This window comes from Plantibacter sp. MDV22-iso1 (assembly GCF_058408345.1).
Window position 1 is genome coordinate 1,668,466 of record NZ_JBZVDY010000001.1, and the last position, 16,661, is coordinate 1,685,126.

Consider the following 16,661-nt stretch of genomic DNA (forward strand, 5'->3'; position numbering starts at 1 on the left):
TTTCAGATGTCGCGGCGCGAGAGCGCAGCAGATGCGGCCACAGTGAGGGCGGCGGTGAGGGCCACGAGGGCGAGGATGACGACGAACGGCCCGAGCCCGTCCGTTCCGCCGTGGATGACGCCCTGTGCGAGGGCGACAGGCAGGAACTGGGTCCAGACCGGCGGAGTACCGCCGCCGACCAACTGGATCGACGAGACGACGACGGGTTCGAGGATGAGGATCGCGATCATCGTCAGCACGCCGGCGAGCTGGGTGCGGACGATGAGCCCGACCGCGAGGCCGATGACCGACAGCGCGGTGACGGCGAGGACACCGAGCCCGAACCGTGCTGCGAGGTCCGGGAGACCGAGGACGAAGGGCGTTCCAGTCGCCGCCAGGGTGATCACGAGCGTGATCAGACTGACGAGGGCGAGTACGACACCGAGGGCGACGCCGGCGAGCACGACCGCGCCCGCCTTGGCTGCGACGATGCGGAACCGCTTCGGCGAGGCGAGGGCAGCACCGACGATGCCGCCGTAGCGGTCGTCACTCGTGCCGGCGAGCACGCCGAGCAACGTGATCGCCAGGAGTGCGACGCCGATGGAGCCGCTGCCCATCGACGCTCCGAGTGGGTTGAGCGCGTCGAGTTGGACGGCGCGGGAGGCGAGGTCCAGAACGGGGAAGTCGCTCCCGAGGGCGTCGAGGCCCGGACCGATGTCGCCGTCGGCGAGGGCGGGCATGAGGGTGACGAAGGCGAGTTGCGTGACGATGAGTCCCACGACGGCGACCGCCGCGGTGACCTTCGTCGCGGTCGTGGTGGCGAGCCCGATGAGTTCAGCGCGGAACATCAGCGCACCTCCCTGTTCTCGGTGAGCTGGGCGGTTCCGGTGACCTGGAGGTAGTACGCCTCGAGGCCACCGCCCGATGCGGCGAGGATGTCGGCCATCGACGACTGGGCCAGCACGCGTCCGTCGGTGATGACGACCACGTCGTCCGCGATGTCCTGGACATCGGACAGAAGGTGGGACGAGAGCAGCACCGTCCCACCCGCGTCGGCGAACGCGCGCAGCCGGCGTCGCAGCCACTGCATGCCGGCCGGGTCCAGACCGTTCGACGGTTCGTCGAGGATGAGCACGGCAGGCTCGCCGAGGAGGGCTGCGGCGATCGCGATCCGCTGACGCATGCCGAGCGAATACCCGGCCGCAGGACGGTCGGCGTCGCGAGTCATCCCCACCTCGGTAAGGACCGCGTCGATCCGGGCCGTGTCGACCCCGATCCGTGCGGCGGCGATGCGGAGGTGCTGCCGCCCGGTGCGGGCCGGGTGGAGTCCGCCGGCGTCGAGGACGGCGCCGATGGAACGGGCGGGGTGCTCGAGCTGGCGGTACGGGCGGCCGAGGATGAGACCGTCGCCCGCGTCAGGACGGACCAGACCGAGGAGCAGACGGATGGTGGTGGTCTTCCCGGCACCGTTGGGACCGAGGAGTCCGACGACCCGGCCGGGGTCGACGGTGAAGGACACGTCGTCGACGCGCGGGCGACCGTGGAAGGTCTTCCGGAGCCCGCGGGCCTCGATGGGATGAGAGGTTGGTACGTTCATGTGTTCAGCCTCGTAGCGGCCGGCCCGGGGCGCCCCAGCCCGCCGCACAGTCCCCGACTGGCCGAACGGACAGTCGTCGGAGACCTCTAGGCTGCAGGCATGGACACGACTGCTCGGCTGCACGATCGACGTCGCCGTCTCGCGCCGCGCGCGACCCTCGTGGCCACGGCGGTCGTCGTCGCCGGTCTGCTCGCAGGCTGCGCGTCGTCGCCCTCGCCGGACCGGACGACGGCGGCATCCGCATCGGACGCCGCGACCCGCTCGGGCACCGGGGAGATCCGGCACGAGCTCGGCCCCCTCACCGAGCGCTTCCCACAACTCGCCAGCGCGCTCTCGGCGACGTGGATGTCGGGGACCATGGGCGACGAGCGGGTTCCGGGCCCGAGCACGTACTGGATCGATGCGGTCGTCGTCCTGGACGAGGCCGGATACGCGGAACTGCGGGCGCTCGCACCCGATGAGGGGGGCTCGGACGTGGGCGCGGAGCTTCCGGACCTCGACCCCGGACTCGACGACGCACTGCCGCCGGGACCGTTCGTGCGTTCGTCTGCGCTCGACGACGCCTTCTCGCAGGACGGCCGAGTGACGCAGGTGTTCCTCGACGACGCGACCAGCTCGGTGGTCCTCACGAGTCGGTTCCAGTAGCGGGCGGCACGGCGGGCTCGCACGTTCTGCGGCGAATCACCACCGCTTCACAATCGCGGGCTCGCGGGATTGACTGGACGCATGTCCGAACCAGCTGACACCACCGTCCCCGAGAACTCCGACGAACGCATCGCGGTGCTCTTCGACATCGACGGGACGCTCGTCGACTCGAACTACCTGCACGTCGACGCCTGGGATCGTGCGTTCGCCGATGCCGGCAGACCGGTCGACGCGTGGCGCATCCACCGCTCGATCGGCAAGGACGGTGGCGAGCTGCTCGAATCGCTGCTGGACGGCTCCGACGAGGTCGAGCAGTACGGCGAGCGGGCGAAGGAGCTGCACAGCGAGTACTACCTTCAGAACACCTCACGGTTGCGGGTGATCGGCGGCGCGCGCGAGCTGCTCGGTGAGTTGGCGGGACGCGGGATCGCTGTCGTGCTGGCGACCTCGGCACCGGAGAACGAGCTCGAGATCCTGCGGGAGCTGCTCGACGTCGACGATACGATCTTCGCCGCGACCTCGTCCGGTGACGTGGAGACCGCCAAGCCGGAGCCCGACATCGTCGAAGTCGCGCTCGATCGTGCGGGCGTGCCGGCGTCGCGGGCGGTCATGGTCGGCGATGCCGTCTGGGACATCGAGGCGGCTGCGCGGGCCGGCGTGGAGTGCATCGGGGTGCGCAGCGGTGGCTTCGGTGAGCAGGAGCTCCGTGACGCAGGCGCGGTCGCGGTCTACGGCGACGTCGCGGAGCTGCTCGCGAACCTCGACGACAGCCCGATCGGCAAGCTCGCAGGCTGACTGCGGGTGCGAGCGCGGGCTTGAGCGCGGCTCAGCTCCGCGTGGCGCGGCTGCGGAACCAGCGGGCGAGTTCCTGCAGCGCGCGCATGGTGGCGGTCGGGTCGTCGCGGTCGAGGTCGTCGAAGGTGTCCCGGTAGCCGTCGAGCTCGGCCTCCGAATCGGTGCCGGTGGCGGTGTCGGTGGCGGTGTCGGCGCGTTCGAAGCCCATCGTCCAGGCGGCGAACTGACGTTCGCGGATGGGCTCCTCGAACATCACGCGGATGCCGGTGTGGCGGGGATCGGCGGCGAGGGTGTCCATGAGCCCGCGGACGGCGGGCTCCGGTCCTTCGAGGACCTGCAGGAACCTGCCGTCGCGGTGGACGAGCATGCCGGTGAGCTGTGCGCGGGCGTTGTTCTCGCGGCAGGTGGCGAGCAGGGCGGTGAGGTCGTCGTCGCTGAACGGCTGTGTCGCCGTGCTCGCGTATACGAGTGACAGCATCTGGTCTTCGTCGGTGCCCACCTTTGGAGCCTACCCGGCGGGGTGCGGAGGTGGTCCCGGAAGCAGCTCCCCGTCCACGGAGCCGGCGCGACCCGACTGCCCTTCGACAGGCTCAGGGACCGACGGGGGTCAGAACGGTGCGGGGTCCGGTTCGGTCCGGTGATGCTTCCCGTCGGGTGTCGTCCATTCAAGGACCCCGCCGGGTCTGTGGTCGAGGTTCCACCCCGGCAGGTGCTTCATCCGATGGTGATGTCGACACAGGCACGCGAGATTGCCGACATCCGTCGTCCCGCCGTCCTCCCACGCGACAGAATGATCGAGGTCGCAAGCCCGGGCCCGTCTTCCGCAGCCTGGTGCCCGACAGGTGCCGTCCCGCAGGCGTACAGCGCGTTGGAGGTCGGCGGGAACCCGGTACTGGTTCCGGCCGACGGAGAGGACCGCGCCGGTTTCCGGTTGGACGAGGATCCGGGTGAAGCTCGGTGCGTTCACCGCGATACGTGCGGCGGTTGCGGGGTCGATGGGCCCGTAGCCGTCGAGGGTGGCCGGGGCGTCTGAGACACCGGCCATGCTCAGTGCCGGGACCGTGATCTGCACGGTCGGCTTGATGTGCTCCTGCACCTCGATGGGGTGCGGGAGCGCCGGGCTCGTCATAACGTCTTCCGGGGTCACGCCGGTGAGCGCGAGCGCCGCCAAGGCGTCCGCCTGCAGCTGGGCGCACGTGCGGGTGTCGCCGACATTGCGCGATTCGGCGGCAGCCGCCTCGACTCGCTCGATGATGCCCTGCGCGATCGGCGCCGTGGTGAACAAGTGCACCCACGCCATGCCGTCGGCTGCGGGCTCGAACTCAACCCGGCGGTCTGCCTCGGAGCGGACCGCTCGGGCGGTGATGGACTCGGGGTGGAGGCGCTCGCGCAGCACGCGGGCGCGCCTGCGGAGGTACGCGTTGGTGGACTCCTCCGCGACCGGCAGGACCTCCGCGAGGAACACAGCTCGCCCCGCGGTCGGGACGTCATTGAGTTGGTCGATGATCGTCTGCGCATGCCGCGCCGAGATGCGACCCGCTTCAAGGGAGGCGAGCACGGCGGGTGCTTCGTTCACCAGGCGCTCGGCGTCATTGGTCGCCCGCTGCACGGTCTGCTCCGGCGTGCGGGTCGCCATCGCGAGCGCCGCACAGGTCGACCGGCGGGAGAGCGCCTGCCGTTCCGCCGGCGGGAAGATCGCCGGAACCGTGGCGTCGGCGAAGGCGTCCGCGTAGGCGGCAGAGCGGGCGAGGAGCCGGGCCTCCTCGGCGTCCAGAGCAGCACGCCGGCGCTGGATGTCCGCGTAGTGGTCCGAGAACTCCGCGAGGCGTGCGGCGTGCTCGTCGCTCGCGCGGATCGCGGTGAGGGTGGTCTCGGTCATGGGACAAGTCCACCATGGACCACTGACATTCCAGATGCTGAGTCGAACCGGTTGTGAAAGTCTCCTCGAGTGCCCTTCGACAGGCTCAGGGACCGGGGAAGGGTTGCTCTGGGACACCGCGGGGGCTCCGTGGCGCCCGGGCGCCGCTCACCGGGCCATGAGCGCCTTCACGACCGCGACCGCGGCCGTCCCGTCGAGCGATGGATGACCCGCCCACTGCCCGCCGGTGACGGACACCTCGGTGTCCGGCAGCACCACCGTGGTGACGATCACCGCGGCGACTCCGGTCTCGACCGTCGCGCTGTACGCGATTCCGCCGGCAGCCTCGATGGTCGCATCCGGGATCGGCGTGAGCCCGGCGGCGGCGAGCTCATCGGCCGACAGCGCCTCGCTCGGCTCGGGCGAGACGACGACCTCCACCGATCGGATGTCCGCCGCGTCGATCGTCCCCTCCGGCGCCTCCCAGCCGCAGAGGGTCCCGTACTCGTCCGCCCCGTTGTCCTCCCGCGCCACGAGTCCCTCGATGTACGGCGCGACGGCCGCCTCCACCGCCGCGCAGTCGACCTGCAAGGGCGATCCGTCTCCCGAGCCCCCGTTCGACGGCTCCGCCGGCACCGTCGCAGCGGGCGATGCACTGCCGGCGGAGTCACCACCGGGCCCGCTCCCACCAGAGCACGCCGACAGCGCGAGCACGATCGTTCCGGACACGAGAAGCGGCACTCCCACCCGCTGCAACAGACGCATGATGTCGACGATATGGGTTCCGGAGTAGTGTCCGGAAGAGACCGACGGGAGCAGCGCGATGAAACCGACGACCCGCACCGACAGCGATCACGGCGACCACACCCCCGACCGCGACTGCGTCATCGCGGGTGGCGGCCCGGCCGGCATGGTGCTCGGCTACCTCCTCGCCCGGGCCGGCCTCCGCGTGACCGTGCTCGAGAAACACGCCGACTTCTTCCGAGACTTCCGCGGCGACACGATCCATCCGTCGACCGTCACGCTGCTCGGCGAGCTCGGCTTGCGCGAGCGGTTCCTGCGGCTACCCCTCAACCGGTTGCAGACGATGGACGCCGTGATCGACGGCCTGCGGATGACGATGGTCGACTTCCGCACCCTGCCGGCGCCCGACCGCTTCCTCGTCCTCGCGCCGCAATGGGACTTCCTGAACTTCCTCGCCGAGGAGGCCGCCGCACTGCCCAACTTCGAACTCCGTCTCCGCACCGAGGCGACCGGCCTCATCGTGGAGCAGGGCCGGGTCCGCGGCCTGCACGCGACCACGAGGACCGCCGACGACCCGGCGACCGACACCGACCCGGCGGCCGGCACCTCCACCGACGTCGAGATCCGAGCCACCCTCACGGTCGCGGCGGACGGACGCACCTCTGCACTCCGCGACGCGGCCGGACTCATCCCCGACGAGAGCGGCGTCCCGATCGACGTCCTGTGGTTCAGCCTGCCGAAGCCCGCCGACCCGCCGCCGCCGACCCTCGCCTACCTCTCGCCGCGCGGCATGGTCCTCACGATCGACCGGGGCGACCGGTACCAGTCCGGCATGGTCATCCGGAAGGGCGGCGCGGAGCTGTTCCGAGCCGAGGGCCTGTCGGCGCTCCACCGTCGGATCGTCGATGCCGCGCCGGTCCTGCGCTCGGTGGTCGACACCTTGACCGACTGGGACCAGGTCAAGCTCCTCTCGGTCCAGCTCAACCGCCTCGACCGCTGGTACCGCCCGGGCTTCATCGCCATCGGCGACGCAGCGCACGCGATGTCACCGATGTTCGGTGTCGGAGTCAACTACGCGATCCAGGATGCGGTCGCCCTGTCCAATGCGATCGCCGGCCACCTCGCCGCTGGGGACGCACCGTCCGAGGTCCTCGCTGCCGTCCAACGTCGACGCGAGCAGCCGGTCAGGATCATGCAGCGCATCCAGCGGGCAGGGCACCGGGTGATCTCCCGCACGACCACGGGCGACCGCATCGCACCGCGGTGGGTGATCCGGCTGATGCGGCTCGCCAGCCCCGTCGTCCGACCGCTTGCGGCGAGGTTCATCGGCATCGGGCTCCGAGCAGAGCACGTCACCACGCCGGAACGGAGAGGATAGGGCAGCGGGCGCGGGTCCTCAAGGTCGGGTGGTGAGCCTCCGCTCGTCGTAACGTGGACGCCGCAGACGCGACCTGAGCGTCTGCGCCGGCGCTGCTCCTCAACCTGGCGCCGGCGCGGCTGTGGGGCGCCGCTTCCGCCACGCCCCACAGCCGCCACCCGGCATTCCCGAACGCCGCATCTCACTCGTAACGGAGCGACTCCACCGGATCGGCCTTGGCGGCACGGGCGGCGGGCAGGGTCCCGGCGAGGAACGCGATCACCATGACGACCAGGACGATGATCCCGAGCGACACCGGGTCGAACGCGATGAGGTCGAGGCCCGGCAGGTCGGCGAGGAGCGATCCGGACAGCGCGGCACTGATGCCGGTGCCGGCCGCCACCGCGATACCGACGCCGATCGCACTGCCGAGGAAACCGATGAACGCGGCCTCGAGGCTGAACAACCCGAAGACCTTCCCGCTACCCATCCCCATGGCCTTCATCAGCCCGATCTCGCGGGTGCGCTCCTGCACGGACATGAGCAGGGTGTTCACGATCCCGAAACTGGCCGCGAGGAGGGCGATGATCGCGAAGGCGTTGAGGACGAGGACGATCCCGTCGATCACCGTCTTGATGGTGCCGAGCTGGTCCGCGACGGTCGTGCCGGTGTAGCCTGCGTCGGCGAGTCGGTCCTTCAACGCCGTGATCTGCTCGTCGGTGGCGTCCGCGCTGAACCGGATGGACGCCTGCGCGTACCGCTCGACCTGGTCGGACGGGACGCCGATGTTCTGCGTCTCGTAGAGGAGGTCGGTGAGCGCGGCATTCGGCACGATCGAGGCGCCAGTGGGCGAGGCGAGACTCTCCTCGGCGACTCCGACGACCGTCGCGTCCACGGTGTGCTGCGTGCGCTGCGCATCCGTGATGGCGACCGTGACCGTCTGCCCGACCGCGTCGGCGTCGCTTCCGAAGCCGAGCGGTTCCACATAGGACGTGGGGAGCACGAGCTGGAGCGTGTCGGTGTCGTCGTCGGGCTGTGCACCGTCCAGCAGTGTGACGCTCTGCCCGGAGATGAGGCCGCCGACACCGACGACGTACTTCGTGCCGCCGCCCGACTCGATGTAGTCGGTCGAGATCGACTTCACGGCCTGCACGTCGAGGACGCCGTCGATCCCGCCGAGCTCGTCGAGATCGGTCGGCGTGAGGGCGACGACGGTCGATCCCGGCGCACCGGCACCGGTGGAGGCGACCGCGTCCGGGTCGTACTCCTTCGGCCCGCTCGTGGCCCCACCCAGCCCTCCGCCGGTGTCGGCCGTCTTGGTGACGGTCATCGTGTCGGACGCGCCGACGCTCGACACCGTGTCGTCGATGTAGGCGTTGATGCCGGTGCCGAGCCCGTTCGTGAGGGTGAGGGTGAACGCTCCGACGAAGATCGCCAGGATGGTCAGGATGGTCCGGGTCTTGGACCGGAACGTGTTCGCGACGGCGGTCCCGATGAGGTCGACGGTTCTCATGCGGCCACCGCCTCGTCCTCGACGAGCAGTCCGTCTCGGATGAGGATCCGCCGATCACAGCGTGCCGCCAGCTCCTCGTCGTGCGTGACGACGATGAGGGTGATGCCGTTCTCCCGGTTGAGGGAGAACAGGATGTCCTCCACGACGGCGCCGGTCGCCGTGTCCAGGTTGCCGGTCGGCTCGTCGGCGAAGATGATCCGCGGGTTGTTGACGAGCGCGCGGGCGATCACCGTCCGCTGCTTCTGCCCGCCGGAGAGGTTCACCGCGCGGTTGCGCGCCTTGTCCTCGAGCTGGAGCTGCGCGAGTGCGGCGAGCGCCCGGCGACGTCGGTCACCGCGGCGGACGCCGGCGATCTTCATGGGGAGCAGGACGTTCTCGAGCACCGTCGCATTGGCGGTGAGGAAGAACTGCTGGAACACGAACCCGAAGGTCTTGTTCCTGGTCGTGTTGAGGCGGCGACCGCGGAGGGTGCTCGTGTCGACCCCTTCGAGCTCGACGGTGCCGGAACTCGGTGCGTCGAGGAGCGCGAGCACGTGCATGAGCGTGGACTTGCCGGAGCCGCTCTTCCCGACGATCGCGACGCTCTCGCCGGCGTGGATGTCGAAGCTCACCCCCTTCAGCGCGTCGAACCGGTTCTGACCGCGACCGTAGGAACGCCGGACGTCCCGGACCGAGATGATCGGCGGCGCTGTGGTGTTCTGCATGGTGTCTCCTCGTCTGGGGCCGGGTGCTCCGGCACCACTCCAGACTCGCGGCGACGCCCGTCCGACGCGTCCCCCTCCGGCGGACACCCGTGTACCGCGTCCGTGGTACCGCGGAATGCCACGTGCGGAGGAGTCGCCGGGCGCCGGTTCCCGGCAGACTGGGCCCATGACCTCCGTGACGCAGGATCACCGGGTGCGCGATCCGCATCCGAGACCCCCGGCGTGGGTGGGCGATGTGGTGGCCGCGGTCCTCATCATCGCCTCGGCGTTCATACCCTTCCCCAACGCGGAGTTCCGGCCCGGTAGCCCACTCGTCGTCGCGCTCGTCGTCGCGCCCGCGCTCCTGCTCCCGCTCCGTCGACACTGGCCCATCCCGGTGCTCGCGGCCGTCGTCGCCTGTTACGGGGCAGCGGCGATCACGGGGACCCTCGCTCCCGGTGTCGTGATCGCGGCCGCCATCGCGATGTTCGGGGTGGCCGTTCGCTCTGCGCGTCGGACGACCCTCATCACGGCCGTCGCGACGATGGTCGCCGTCGCCCTCCTCAGCCTGCTCGCATCGATCGGGAGCTTCGATCCGCGGACGGTGCAGTTCGCGGTGCTGATCGCGTTCGCCGCCGCGGCCGGAGACGGGACGCGGTCCCGCCGCGCGTACATCCTCGCGATCACCGAACGCGCGGAGCGGGCCGAACAGACCCGCGAGGCCGAGGCGAGGCGTCGGGTGACCGAGGAGCGGCTCCGGATCGCGCGGGACCTCCACGACACCGTCGCCCATCAGATCTCGGTGATCAGCCTGAACGCCGGGGTGGCGTCGAGCTCCCTGGAGTCGCGGCCGGAGAAGGCGAAGGAGGCGCTCGTCTCGATCCGCCGGGCGTCGCGGACGGTGCTCGGCGAGATCGGTGATCTGCTCGAGGTGCTGCGCAGCGACAGCGACGAGGCCGTCGTGGGCTCCCGGGGAACGCTGCCGCAGCCGGGACTCGACCGACTCGACGCATTGATCGCCGAGTTTGCCGCCGCAGGCCTCCACATCACGACACGGATCGACCCCGACGCACCGAAGCTGTCGACCGCCACCGACATGGTCGCGTACCGCGTCGTCCAGGAGGGGCTGACGAACGCACTGAAGCACGGTCCTGAGCGTCGTGCGCACGTGCTCGTGGAGAGCGAGAACGGGAGGATCGTCGTCAGTGTGAGCAACCCGACAGCCCCCGGCACCACGCGTGAGCAGGCCGACGCAGCGCCGACCACCGGACACGGACTCCTCGGCATCCGTGAGCGCGTCGCCGCCGTCCGCGGGTCCGTCGACGTCGGCGCGACTCCGGGCGGCTGGCGGCTGTCCGCGAGCCTCCCGACCGGCGAGCCGACTCACGCACACCCGACGCACCCCGAGGAGTCCCCCACATGACCACCGTGCTCGTCGTCGACGACCAGTCGCTCATCCGCCAGGCCGTCGCCGACATCCTCTCGTCCGAGGCCGACCTCGAGGTCGTGGGCGAAGCCGTCGACGGCGCGCAGGCGGTGTCGCTCGCCCGCCGGTTGCGACCGGACGTCGTGCTCATGGACATCCGCATGCCCGTGCTGGACGGCATCGGTGCGACCTCGGCGATCTGCGCCGACCCCGACCTCGTGGACACCCGAGTCCTCATCCTCACCACGTTCGAGGAGGACGAGAACCTCGTCGCCACCCTGCGAGCAGGCGCGAGCGGCTTCATCGGTAAGGGCTCGGAGCCCGAGGAGATCGTCCGCGCCGTGCGCGCGGTGCACGCCGGCGAAGCACTCCTGTCCCCCGCGGCGACCCGGAGTCTCATCACGAAGTACGTCGTCGCTGCGGGGGAACCGACGAGCCCACGCGCGGTCCCCACCGAGCTGGCGCTGCTCACCGAGCGGGAACTCGAGGTGCTGCTCCTCGTGGCCCGCGGACGGTCGAACCAGCAGATCGCCGACGACCTCGTCATCTCACCGCACACCTCGAAGACCCACGTGAACCGCATCATGACCAAGGTCGCCGCTCATGACCGCGCCCAGCTCGTCATCCTCGCGTACGAGAGCGGCCTGCTGCGGCCGGGTGCCGACGACTGAACCGGTACTGTCGTCCTGTCCACGACGCCGTCCGGCTCGCGGGCCCAGCAGACGAGGAAGTGCGATGGCCGGATCCCCCACAGCCCGACAGACGGCCAGCGCGCTGCCTGCCCTCACGCCCGGGCCGCACCGCCGCCACCTCGGCCTGATCTCGATCGTCGCCTGTTTCGGCGGGTTGCTCTTCGGCTACGACACCGGCGTGATCAACGGGGCGCTGCGTCCGATGACCGCCGAGCTCGGGCTCACCCCGTTCACGGAGGGCGTCGTCACGAGCTCGCTCGTCTTCGCGGCCGCCGTCGGAGCGCTGCTCGGCGGCCGGGTGTCGGACGCGTGGGGTCGGCGGCGGAGCATCATCGTGCTGGCGGTGCTCTTCTTCGTCGGAACGCTCGTGGTCGTCTGCTCGCCGAACGTCGAGTTGCTCGTCGCCGGTCGCGTGCTCCTCGGACTGGCCGTCGGCGGTGCCTCCGCCGTCGTCCCGGTCTACCTGGCGGAGCTCGCTCCGTACGAGATCCGAGGGTCGATCACCGGCCGGAACGAGGTCGCGATCGTCCTCGGACAGTTGTCGGCGTTCGTGATCAACGCCGTCATCGGCACCGTGTTCAGCGAGCACCCGAGCGTGTGGCGCATCATGTTCGCCGTCTGCGCCCTGCCCGCGGTCGCCCTGTTCGTCGGCATGCTGCGGATGCCCGAGTCGCCGCGCTGGCTCGTCGACCACGGTCGCCGCGAGGACGCGCTGGACGTCCTGCGGACCGTCCGATCCGACGACCGCGCCGTCGCCGAACTCGCGGAGGTGGAGGCGTCCATCACCGCGCAGCGCGACGAACACCGGATCGGGCTCGGGGCCGTCCTCCGCAACCCGTGGCTCGTGCGCATCCTGCTCGTCGGTGTCGGCGTCGGGATCGCCCAGCAGCTCACCGGGATCAACTCGATCATGTACTACGGGCAGACCGTGCTCGTGGAGTCGGGTTTCGACGAGAGCGCCGCGCTCATCGCCAACATCGCGCCCGGCATCATCGCCGTCGTCGGCGGCTTCATCGCCCTCACCTACATGGACCGTCTCGATCGACGGAAGACGTTCGTCATCGGCTTCTCACTCACGACCGCGTGCCATCTGCTCATCGGCTTCTCGTCGATGGTGCTCGAGCCGGGCGACCCGATGCGTCCATGGGTCATCCTGTTCCTCGTGGTCGTGTTCGTCGGCTCCATGCAGACGTTCCTCAACGTGGCGGTCTGGGTCTACCTCGCCGAGGTCTTCCCGCTCCGGATGCGCGGCCTCGGCATGGGCGTCTCGATCTTCATGCTCTGGGTCGCCAACGGGTTCCTGGCGCTGTACTTCCCGTCGCTCGTCGACGGCCTCGGCATCACCGGGACCTTCTTCCTCTTTGCGGGTGTCGGCGCGCTCGCGCTCCTGTTCGTCGCCACCCAGGTGCCCGAGACGCGTGGGCGGAGCCTCGAGGCGCTCGGTGAGGACGTGTCGACCGGCGCGATCTTCACCCGGAAGCGGTGACCTCCGACTACGCGGTGAGGTGGTCGATGAGGATCTTGGTGCCGATGAGGATCAGGATGACGCCACCGGCGATCTCCGCCGGCTTGCCGAAGCGCTGACCGACGCGACGGCCGATGAAGACGCCCAGGAAGGCGAGCACGAACGTCGTCAGTCCGATGAGGACGACGGCTTCGAGGATCGACCCGGGCAGGAACGCGAGCGTGATGCCGATGGCGAGCGCGTCGATACTCGTGGCGAGCGCGAGGACGAGGAGCCGGCGGACGTCGATGCGGTCGGAGTCGACCTCGGTGTCCTCGTGGCTCGAGAACGCCTCCCAGAGCATCTTGCCGCCGACGAGGGCGAGCAGGCCGAAGGCGACCCAGTGGTCGACCTCGGTGATGTACCGCGCGAACTGCGTGCCGAGGACCCAGCCGATGAGCGGCATGACCGCTTGGAACAGCCCGAAGGTGCCGGCGATCACGAGGGCGTGACGCACGTTGAACCGCCGCATGTGCAGGCCCTTGGTGAGGGCGACGGCGAAGGCGTCGGCGGAGACGCCGAGCGCGATGAGGAGCAGCGGCCAGAACGTCATGTCGCGGGGTCTTCCTGTGATGCGTCCTGGACGCGGAGACGCGTTCGGGCGCCGTGCCGCGAGGACCCGTCAACGTTGCCAGCGCGGCGTGGCGGCGGCAAGCCGAGACGCCCGATTGCCAGCGTTTCGCCTCGCCTAACCGGATCGTTCGGGTCGCCTCCGCTCGAGGATCGGCCCGGCGAACTGTGGAGGCAGCTGCGCGGAGACGCACCCTCCCACGCGGCCGGGATACGCTGCTGGCATGCCTGCCGCCGACGACGCATCAGACGCTATCGAGATCGAAGCCCTCCTCGCCGCAGCCGCGAACGACCGCTCGAACGCCCCTGCGTTCCTGACGGCGCTCCTCGAGAGCACCGTGATCGTGGCGGGGACCGTGACCGACGACGGCATGGCGACCCTGGCGGACCTCCTCGACTCGGACGGCAGCTCGGTGCAGCCGTTCTACACCTCGAAGGCGCGCTTCCAGGAGACACTCCAGGTCGTCCCGTCGTTCGAACAGCACCTCCTCGCCCTCCCCTGCCGCGTCCTGTGGCAGATGACCCGAGGCGCGAGGCTGGTCCTGAACCCGCATTCCACGCACGGCAAGGAGTTCCTCCCCGGCGAGATCGCCCAGCTGCTCGACGGCGAGGCGGTGCTCACACCGCGCGTCGTCGAGCGCGAGACCGAGGTCATGGTGGGACAGCCGGCTCGCATCCCACCGGGGATGACCGAGACGCTGACCGCGGTCCTCGCCGAGCACAGCGAGGTCGACGAAGCTGTGCTGGGCTGGAAGGTCACCCCGCAGGAGGGCGGGACGTTCGACGAGTGCTACCTCCTCGTCATCGTCGGCGCCCCGACCGCCCGTGAGACGATCAGCGGTCCCCTCGCACGGGCCCTCGCGACGTACTCGGCCAGCGTGCCGATCGACGTCATGTACGTGGCGCCGGGTGCGAAGCATCTCCTGAGTGGTGTCCCGCCGTTCCACCGCCGCAAGCGAGGGCTGTTCCGGCGACGATGAGCAGTGGGCTGAGTCGAACGGTGCCCGCGATCGCGCGTGGCGCACGCGTCCTCACGATCGCCGCGCTACTGGGCGTCCTCACAGCGTGTAGCGCGCCACGGTCGGGGGTGCCCACCGAGACCCCGTCCGGATCCACCCCGACGTCGTCGGCCGCGCTCCCACCCCCGCCGACGTCCGCCTTCCCGGGGCTCGCCTGCGACGCGCTGGTCCCCGACGCGGAGGTCGCATCCTTCCTGGGCGCCGCAGCCGCGCCGCGACCGCTCGCCATCGACGACGCCCCGGTCTTGCAGGAGGGCGGCAGCATTTGCGCCTGGGTCGACGAAGCGGCCGGCACCTCACTGACCGTCCGAATCGTCGGAGACGGCGTCGACCACTGGGCCACCTTCAACCACTGGTACGAGCACACCGACTGGAGCGACAGCGTCGGCGAGATCAACGGGACGATGTGCTCGGACGGCGCCTGCTCCGTCCACGCGCTCGACGGAGAGCGGTTCATCGAGGTCGATTCGGCAGGGCTCGACGACCCGGCCGGAACCCGCACGGAGGAGCTCGCCCGGGCGGTGCTCGCGGCAGCCCCGGTCCCGGCTCCCGCCGAGTCCCCGTCGTCGTCGGCACCCACCTCGCGCTCCTGCGCCACGGCGCTGCCGGTGGACACCGCGGCGGCACACCTCGGCGCAGCCGCCACCGGCGCGAGCTACGTGAGCACCGCGACACCGAGCTACCACCTCGTGCAGGACTCGCTCCAGCGGGTCGGCGGACTCGACTGCCGACTGCTGTCCGCGGACTCCCACGAGCTGGTCCGGTTCACGGTGCTCCCCGGAGGCGCCTGGGTGCTCCGCGAGGACAGTCCGGTCAGCGCCGTGGACTCGGCTGGGAACGAGCACTCGACGCAGGCTCGACATGGCGACGACTGGGTGCGGCTGCAGTCCCCCGGGGCGAGCGAAGAGACCACGCGGGCCCTCCTGGCCGAACTGCTCAGCTGAGGTCGACGTGCGCTAGAACACCGGCCGGTCCGCGATGGACACGAGGACCGCGGCGATCACCGCGACGACGGTGAGCGCGATGGCGACGACCCACTGCACACGAGGCACGGCACGGCGGATCACGAGGACCAGATGGACCAGCAACGCCAGCACCGCCAGGGCGGCGATGACGGTGCCGACCAACGCCGGTTCGAACACGGCGATCTGCTTCGTCGCCAGACCGTCGGCGCCCGGCGCCTGGTACCAGGTCATCGTGGTCTGCGTCGCGACGACCACCAGGCTGAGCGCGGCGATCACGAGCAGGGCTGACGCTCCGAGGATGCGTTGGACGCGGGACATGCCCTCAGTATGCCGACCGCCGGTCGCACACGGGCGAACGCCCCGCCCACGGATCGTGGGCGGGGCGTTCGTGCTCCGGTCAGGCCTCGAGCTCCGGTCAGGCGTTGATCGACTGCGGGTGGTCGGTCGTGGAGTCGACGGTGATCTTCCGCGGCTTCGCGCGCTCGCTCACCGGGATGATCACGGAGAGCACACCGCTGTCGTAGGACGCGGTGATGCCGTCGAGGTCGACGCCCTCGCCGAGGGTGAACTGCCGCAGGAAGTGGCCGCCACCGCGCTCGCGTGCGAGCCAGCGGACACCCTCGCGGCTGTCGGCCGTGCGCTGCGCACGGATGGTGAGCTGACCACCGTCGACGTCGACGTCGATGGATCCGGGGTCGATGCCTGGGAGGTCGGCGACCATCATGTACCGGTCGCCGTCGCGGAAGAGGTCCACCGGCATGGGCCGGGGTGCGCGCACGGAGTCCAGGACGGAGGCCGCGAAGCGGTCGAGCTGGCTGATGGGATCGAGGGTCATTGCCATGGGTGTTCTCCTTCCCTGTCGCGGGCTCTTCGATTGTCAGTGCCCGGAAGTCTCAGATCCGGGGGTTCGGATCTGCACTTCTTGGTGTAGATTTTTTATACATCCGAGACCCGATCCGTTGCAACCCGTTCAAAGGAAACCTCAAGCATGGCCGATCGTGACGGCACGACACCCGTGTACGGCATCGCCGTCGCGGCCCAGCTCGCCGGTGTCCCGGAGGCGTCGCTGCGGCTCTTCGAGAGCAAAGGCCTCCTCACCCCGTCCCGGACCGAGGGCGGCACCCGGCGCTACAGCGAGGACGACATCGAGCGACTCAAGCGCGTCACGGATCTCCGTGACGACGGCGTCAACCTCGCCGGCATCGCTCGCGTGCTCGACCTCGAGGACATCAACCAGGGCCTCCGCGACCAGCTCGACGCCGACCAGGACTGAGCGTCGGGTCGATCCCGCCGCCGGCAGATGGCAGCATGGAG

Annotated in this window: 19 protein-coding genes; 9 read left to right on the forward strand and 10 right to left on the reverse strand. The window is 70.2% G+C overall.

Annotated features, from left to right (window positions below; all coding sequences use genetic code 11):
• Positions 1–2 precede the first annotated feature (2 nt).
• A complete protein-coding gene (locus AC4PMY_RS08010; RefSeq protein WP_491622397.1) occupies positions 3–827 on the reverse strand; it encodes a hypothetical protein in 825 nt (274 codons plus the stop codon).
• Positions 827–1,576, reverse strand: a complete 750-nt coding sequence (locus tag AC4PMY_RS08015; RefSeq protein WP_491622398.1) for an ABC transporter ATP-binding protein — start codon at positions 1,574–1,576, stop codon at positions 827–829. Before AC4PMY_RS08015 ends, AC4PMY_RS08010 begins: the two co-directional genes overlap by 1 nt.
• 99 nt (positions 1,577–1,675) lie before the next feature.
• On the opposite strand from AC4PMY_RS08015, the gene AC4PMY_RS08020 reads away from it, so the two are divergent.
• Positions 1,676–2,221, forward strand: coding sequence for a hypothetical protein (locus AC4PMY_RS08020; protein ID WP_491622399.1), 546 nt, complete (start codon positions 1,676–1,678; stop codon positions 2,219–2,221).
• Positions 2,222–2,302: 81 nt separating this feature from the next.
• On the forward strand, positions 2,303–3,016 hold the full coding sequence (locus AC4PMY_RS08025; protein ID WP_491622400.1) for an HAD family hydrolase: 714 nt from the start codon (positions 2,303–2,305) through the stop codon (positions 3,014–3,016).
• Between the two features lie 31 nt (positions 3,017–3,047).
• On the opposite strand, the gene AC4PMY_RS08030 is transcribed toward AC4PMY_RS08025, so the two are convergent.
• The 3 genes from AC4PMY_RS08030 to AC4PMY_RS08040 all read right to left on the reverse strand — a co-directional run bounded on the left by AC4PMY_RS08030 (position 3,048) and on the right by AC4PMY_RS08040 (position 5,639).
• On the reverse strand, positions 3,048–3,515 hold the full coding sequence (locus tag AC4PMY_RS08030; protein ID WP_491622401.1) for a BLUF domain-containing protein: 468 nt from the start codon (positions 3,513–3,515) through the stop codon (positions 3,048–3,050).
• A 108-nt stretch (positions 3,516–3,623) separates the two neighbouring features.
• Entirely contained in the window at positions 3,624–4,895 is a 1,272-nt protein-coding gene (locus tag AC4PMY_RS08035; protein ID WP_491622402.1) for an HNH endonuclease signature motif containing protein, read from the reverse strand.
• Positions 4,896–5,042: 147 nt separating this feature from the next.
• The gene (locus AC4PMY_RS08040) at positions 5,043–5,639 is read right to left on the reverse strand and encodes a hypothetical protein (RefSeq protein WP_491622403.1); all 597 of its coding nucleotides are present in this window, start codon (positions 5,637–5,639) and stop codon (positions 5,043–5,045) included.
• 58 nt (positions 5,640–5,697) lie between these two features.
• Between AC4PMY_RS08040 and AC4PMY_RS08045 the strand changes: the two genes are divergently transcribed.
• On the forward strand, positions 5,698–6,996 hold the full coding sequence (locus tag AC4PMY_RS08045; protein WP_491622404.1) for an FAD-dependent oxidoreductase: 1,299 nt from the start codon (positions 5,698–5,700) through the stop codon (positions 6,994–6,996).
• 181 nt (positions 6,997–7,177) lie between these two features.
• Here AC4PMY_RS08045 and AC4PMY_RS08050 read toward each other — a convergent pair whose 3' ends face one another.
• A complete protein-coding gene (locus tag AC4PMY_RS08050) occupies positions 7,178–8,488 on the reverse strand; it encodes an ABC transporter permease (protein WP_491622405.1) in 1,311 nt (436 codons plus the stop codon).
• Positions 8,485–9,192, reverse strand: coding sequence for an ABC transporter ATP-binding protein (locus AC4PMY_RS08055; protein WP_285036200.1), 708 nt, complete (start codon positions 9,190–9,192; stop codon positions 8,485–8,487). Before AC4PMY_RS08055 ends, AC4PMY_RS08050 begins: the two co-directional genes overlap by 4 nt.
• 166 nt (positions 9,193–9,358) lie before the next feature.
• Here AC4PMY_RS08055 and AC4PMY_RS08060 point away from each other — a divergent pair, with 166 nt between their 5' ends.
• The 3 genes from AC4PMY_RS08060 to AC4PMY_RS08070 all read left to right on the forward strand — a co-directional run bounded on the left by AC4PMY_RS08060 (position 9,359) and on the right by AC4PMY_RS08070 (position 12,775).
• Complete coding sequence (locus tag AC4PMY_RS08060; protein ID WP_491622406.1) at positions 9,359–10,594, forward strand: sensor histidine kinase; 1,236 nt, start codon at positions 9,359–9,361, stop codon at positions 10,592–10,594.
• The gene (locus AC4PMY_RS08065) at positions 10,591–11,268 is read left to right on the forward strand and encodes a response regulator (RefSeq protein ID WP_071261317.1); all 678 of its coding nucleotides are present in this window, start codon (positions 10,591–10,593) and stop codon (positions 11,266–11,268) included. The genes AC4PMY_RS08060 and AC4PMY_RS08065 overlap by 4 nt, the downstream gene beginning before the upstream one ends.
• Positions 11,269–11,332: 64 nt before the next feature.
• Positions 11,333–12,775: a sugar porter family MFS transporter gene (locus AC4PMY_RS08070; protein WP_071261318.1), complete on the forward strand. Its 1,443-nt coding sequence runs from the start codon at positions 11,333–11,335 to the stop codon at positions 12,773–12,775.
• 7 nt (positions 12,776–12,782) lie between these two features.
• On the opposite strand, the gene AC4PMY_RS08075 is transcribed toward AC4PMY_RS08070, so the two are convergent.
• Complete coding sequence (locus AC4PMY_RS08075) at positions 12,783–13,346, reverse strand: manganese efflux pump MntP (RefSeq protein ID WP_071261320.1); 564 nt, start codon at positions 13,344–13,346, stop codon at positions 12,783–12,785.
• 241 nt (positions 13,347–13,587) lie between these two features.
• Here AC4PMY_RS08075 and AC4PMY_RS08080 point away from each other — a divergent pair, with 241 nt between their 5' ends.
• Both AC4PMY_RS08080 and AC4PMY_RS08085 read left to right on the forward strand, forming a co-directional pair.
• Positions 13,588–14,343: an enhanced serine sensitivity protein SseB C-terminal domain-containing protein gene (locus AC4PMY_RS08080; RefSeq protein ID WP_491622407.1), complete on the forward strand. Its 756-nt coding sequence runs from the start codon at positions 13,588–13,590 to the stop codon at positions 14,341–14,343.
• Positions 14,344–14,450: 107 nt separating this feature from the next.
• Positions 14,451–15,326, forward strand: a complete 876-nt coding sequence (locus tag AC4PMY_RS08085) for a hypothetical protein (protein ID WP_157583472.1) — start codon at positions 14,451–14,453, stop codon at positions 15,324–15,326.
• A gap of 12 nt (positions 15,327–15,338) precedes the next feature.
• Here the strand turns inward: AC4PMY_RS08085 and AC4PMY_RS08090 are convergent, their stop codons facing one another.
• Together AC4PMY_RS08090 and AC4PMY_RS08095 are read right to left on the reverse strand one after the other, a co-directional pair.
• On the reverse strand, positions 15,339–15,665 hold the full coding sequence (locus AC4PMY_RS08090; RefSeq protein WP_064295889.1) for a hypothetical protein: 327 nt from the start codon (positions 15,663–15,665) through the stop codon (positions 15,339–15,341).
• 97 nt (positions 15,666–15,762) lie between these two features.
• Positions 15,763–16,188 carry an Hsp20/alpha crystallin family protein gene (locus AC4PMY_RS08095; protein WP_071261327.1) on the reverse strand — a complete coding sequence of 142 codons (426 nt, stop codon included), beginning with the start codon at positions 16,186–16,188 and terminating at the stop codon, positions 15,763–15,765.
• Between the two features lie 147 nt (positions 16,189–16,335).
• On the opposite strand from AC4PMY_RS08095, the gene AC4PMY_RS08100 reads away from it, so the two are divergent.
• A complete protein-coding gene (locus AC4PMY_RS08100; RefSeq protein ID WP_064295887.1) occupies positions 16,336–16,620 on the forward strand; it encodes a MerR family transcriptional regulator in 285 nt (94 codons plus the stop codon).
• Positions 16,621–16,661: the final 41 nt, after the last annotated feature.

What these genes read in the sequence shown, in the direction of transcription:
- AC4PMY_RS08010 (WP_491622397.1), bottom strand. Translation starts at nt 827, where the DNA reads ATGTTCCGCGCTGAACTCATCGGGCTCGCCACCACGACCGCGACGAAG.
- AC4PMY_RS08015 (WP_491622398.1), bottom strand. Translation starts at nt 1,576, where the DNA reads ATGAACGTACCAACCTCTCATCCCATCGAGGCCCGCGGGCTCCGGAAG.
- AC4PMY_RS08020 (WP_491622399.1), top strand. Translation starts at nt 1,676, where the DNA reads ATGGACACGACTGCTCGGCTGCACGATCGACGTCGCCGTCTCGCGCCG.
- AC4PMY_RS08025 (WP_491622400.1), top strand. Translation starts at nt 2,303, where the DNA reads ATGTCCGAACCAGCTGACACCACCGTCCCCGAGAACTCCGACGAACGC.
- AC4PMY_RS08035 (WP_491622402.1), bottom strand. Translation starts at nt 4,895, where the DNA reads ATGACCGAGACCACCCTCACCGCGATCCGCGCGAGCGACGAGCACGCC.
- AC4PMY_RS08040 (WP_491622403.1), bottom strand. Translation starts at nt 5,639, where the DNA reads ATGCGTCTGTTGCAGCGGGTGGGAGTGCCGCTTCTCGTGTCCGGAACG.
- AC4PMY_RS08045 (WP_491622404.1), top strand. Translation starts at nt 5,698, where the DNA reads ATGAAACCGACGACCCGCACCGACAGCGATCACGGCGACCACACCCCC.
- AC4PMY_RS08050 (WP_491622405.1), bottom strand. Translation starts at nt 8,488, where the DNA reads ATGAGAACCGTCGACCTCATCGGGACCGCCGTCGCGAACACGTTCCGG.
- AC4PMY_RS08055 (WP_285036200.1), bottom strand. Translation starts at nt 9,192, where the DNA reads ATGCAGAACACCACAGCGCCGCCGATCATCTCGGTCCGGGACGTCCGG.
- AC4PMY_RS08060 (WP_491622406.1), top strand. Translation starts at nt 9,359, where the DNA reads ATGACCTCCGTGACGCAGGATCACCGGGTGCGCGATCCGCATCCGAGA.
- AC4PMY_RS08065 (WP_071261317.1), top strand. Translation starts at nt 10,591, where the DNA reads ATGACCACCGTGCTCGTCGTCGACGACCAGTCGCTCATCCGCCAGGCC.
- AC4PMY_RS08070 (WP_071261318.1), top strand. Translation starts at nt 11,333, where the DNA reads ATGGCCGGATCCCCCACAGCCCGACAGACGGCCAGCGCGCTGCCTGCC.
- AC4PMY_RS08075 (WP_071261320.1), bottom strand. Translation starts at nt 13,346, where the DNA reads ATGACGTTCTGGCCGCTGCTCCTCATCGCGCTCGGCGTCTCCGCCGAC.
- AC4PMY_RS08080 (WP_491622407.1), top strand. Translation starts at nt 13,588, where the DNA reads ATGCCTGCCGCCGACGACGCATCAGACGCTATCGAGATCGAAGCCCTC.
- AC4PMY_RS08090 (WP_064295889.1), bottom strand. Translation starts at nt 15,665, where the DNA reads ATGTCCCGCGTCCAACGCATCCTCGGAGCGTCAGCCCTGCTCGTGATC.
- AC4PMY_RS08095 (WP_071261327.1), bottom strand. Translation starts at nt 16,188, where the DNA reads ATGGCAATGACCCTCGATCCCATCAGCCAGCTCGACCGCTTCGCGGCC.
- AC4PMY_RS08100 (WP_064295887.1), top strand. Translation starts at nt 16,336, where the DNA reads ATGGCCGATCGTGACGGCACGACACCCGTGTACGGCATCGCCGTCGCG.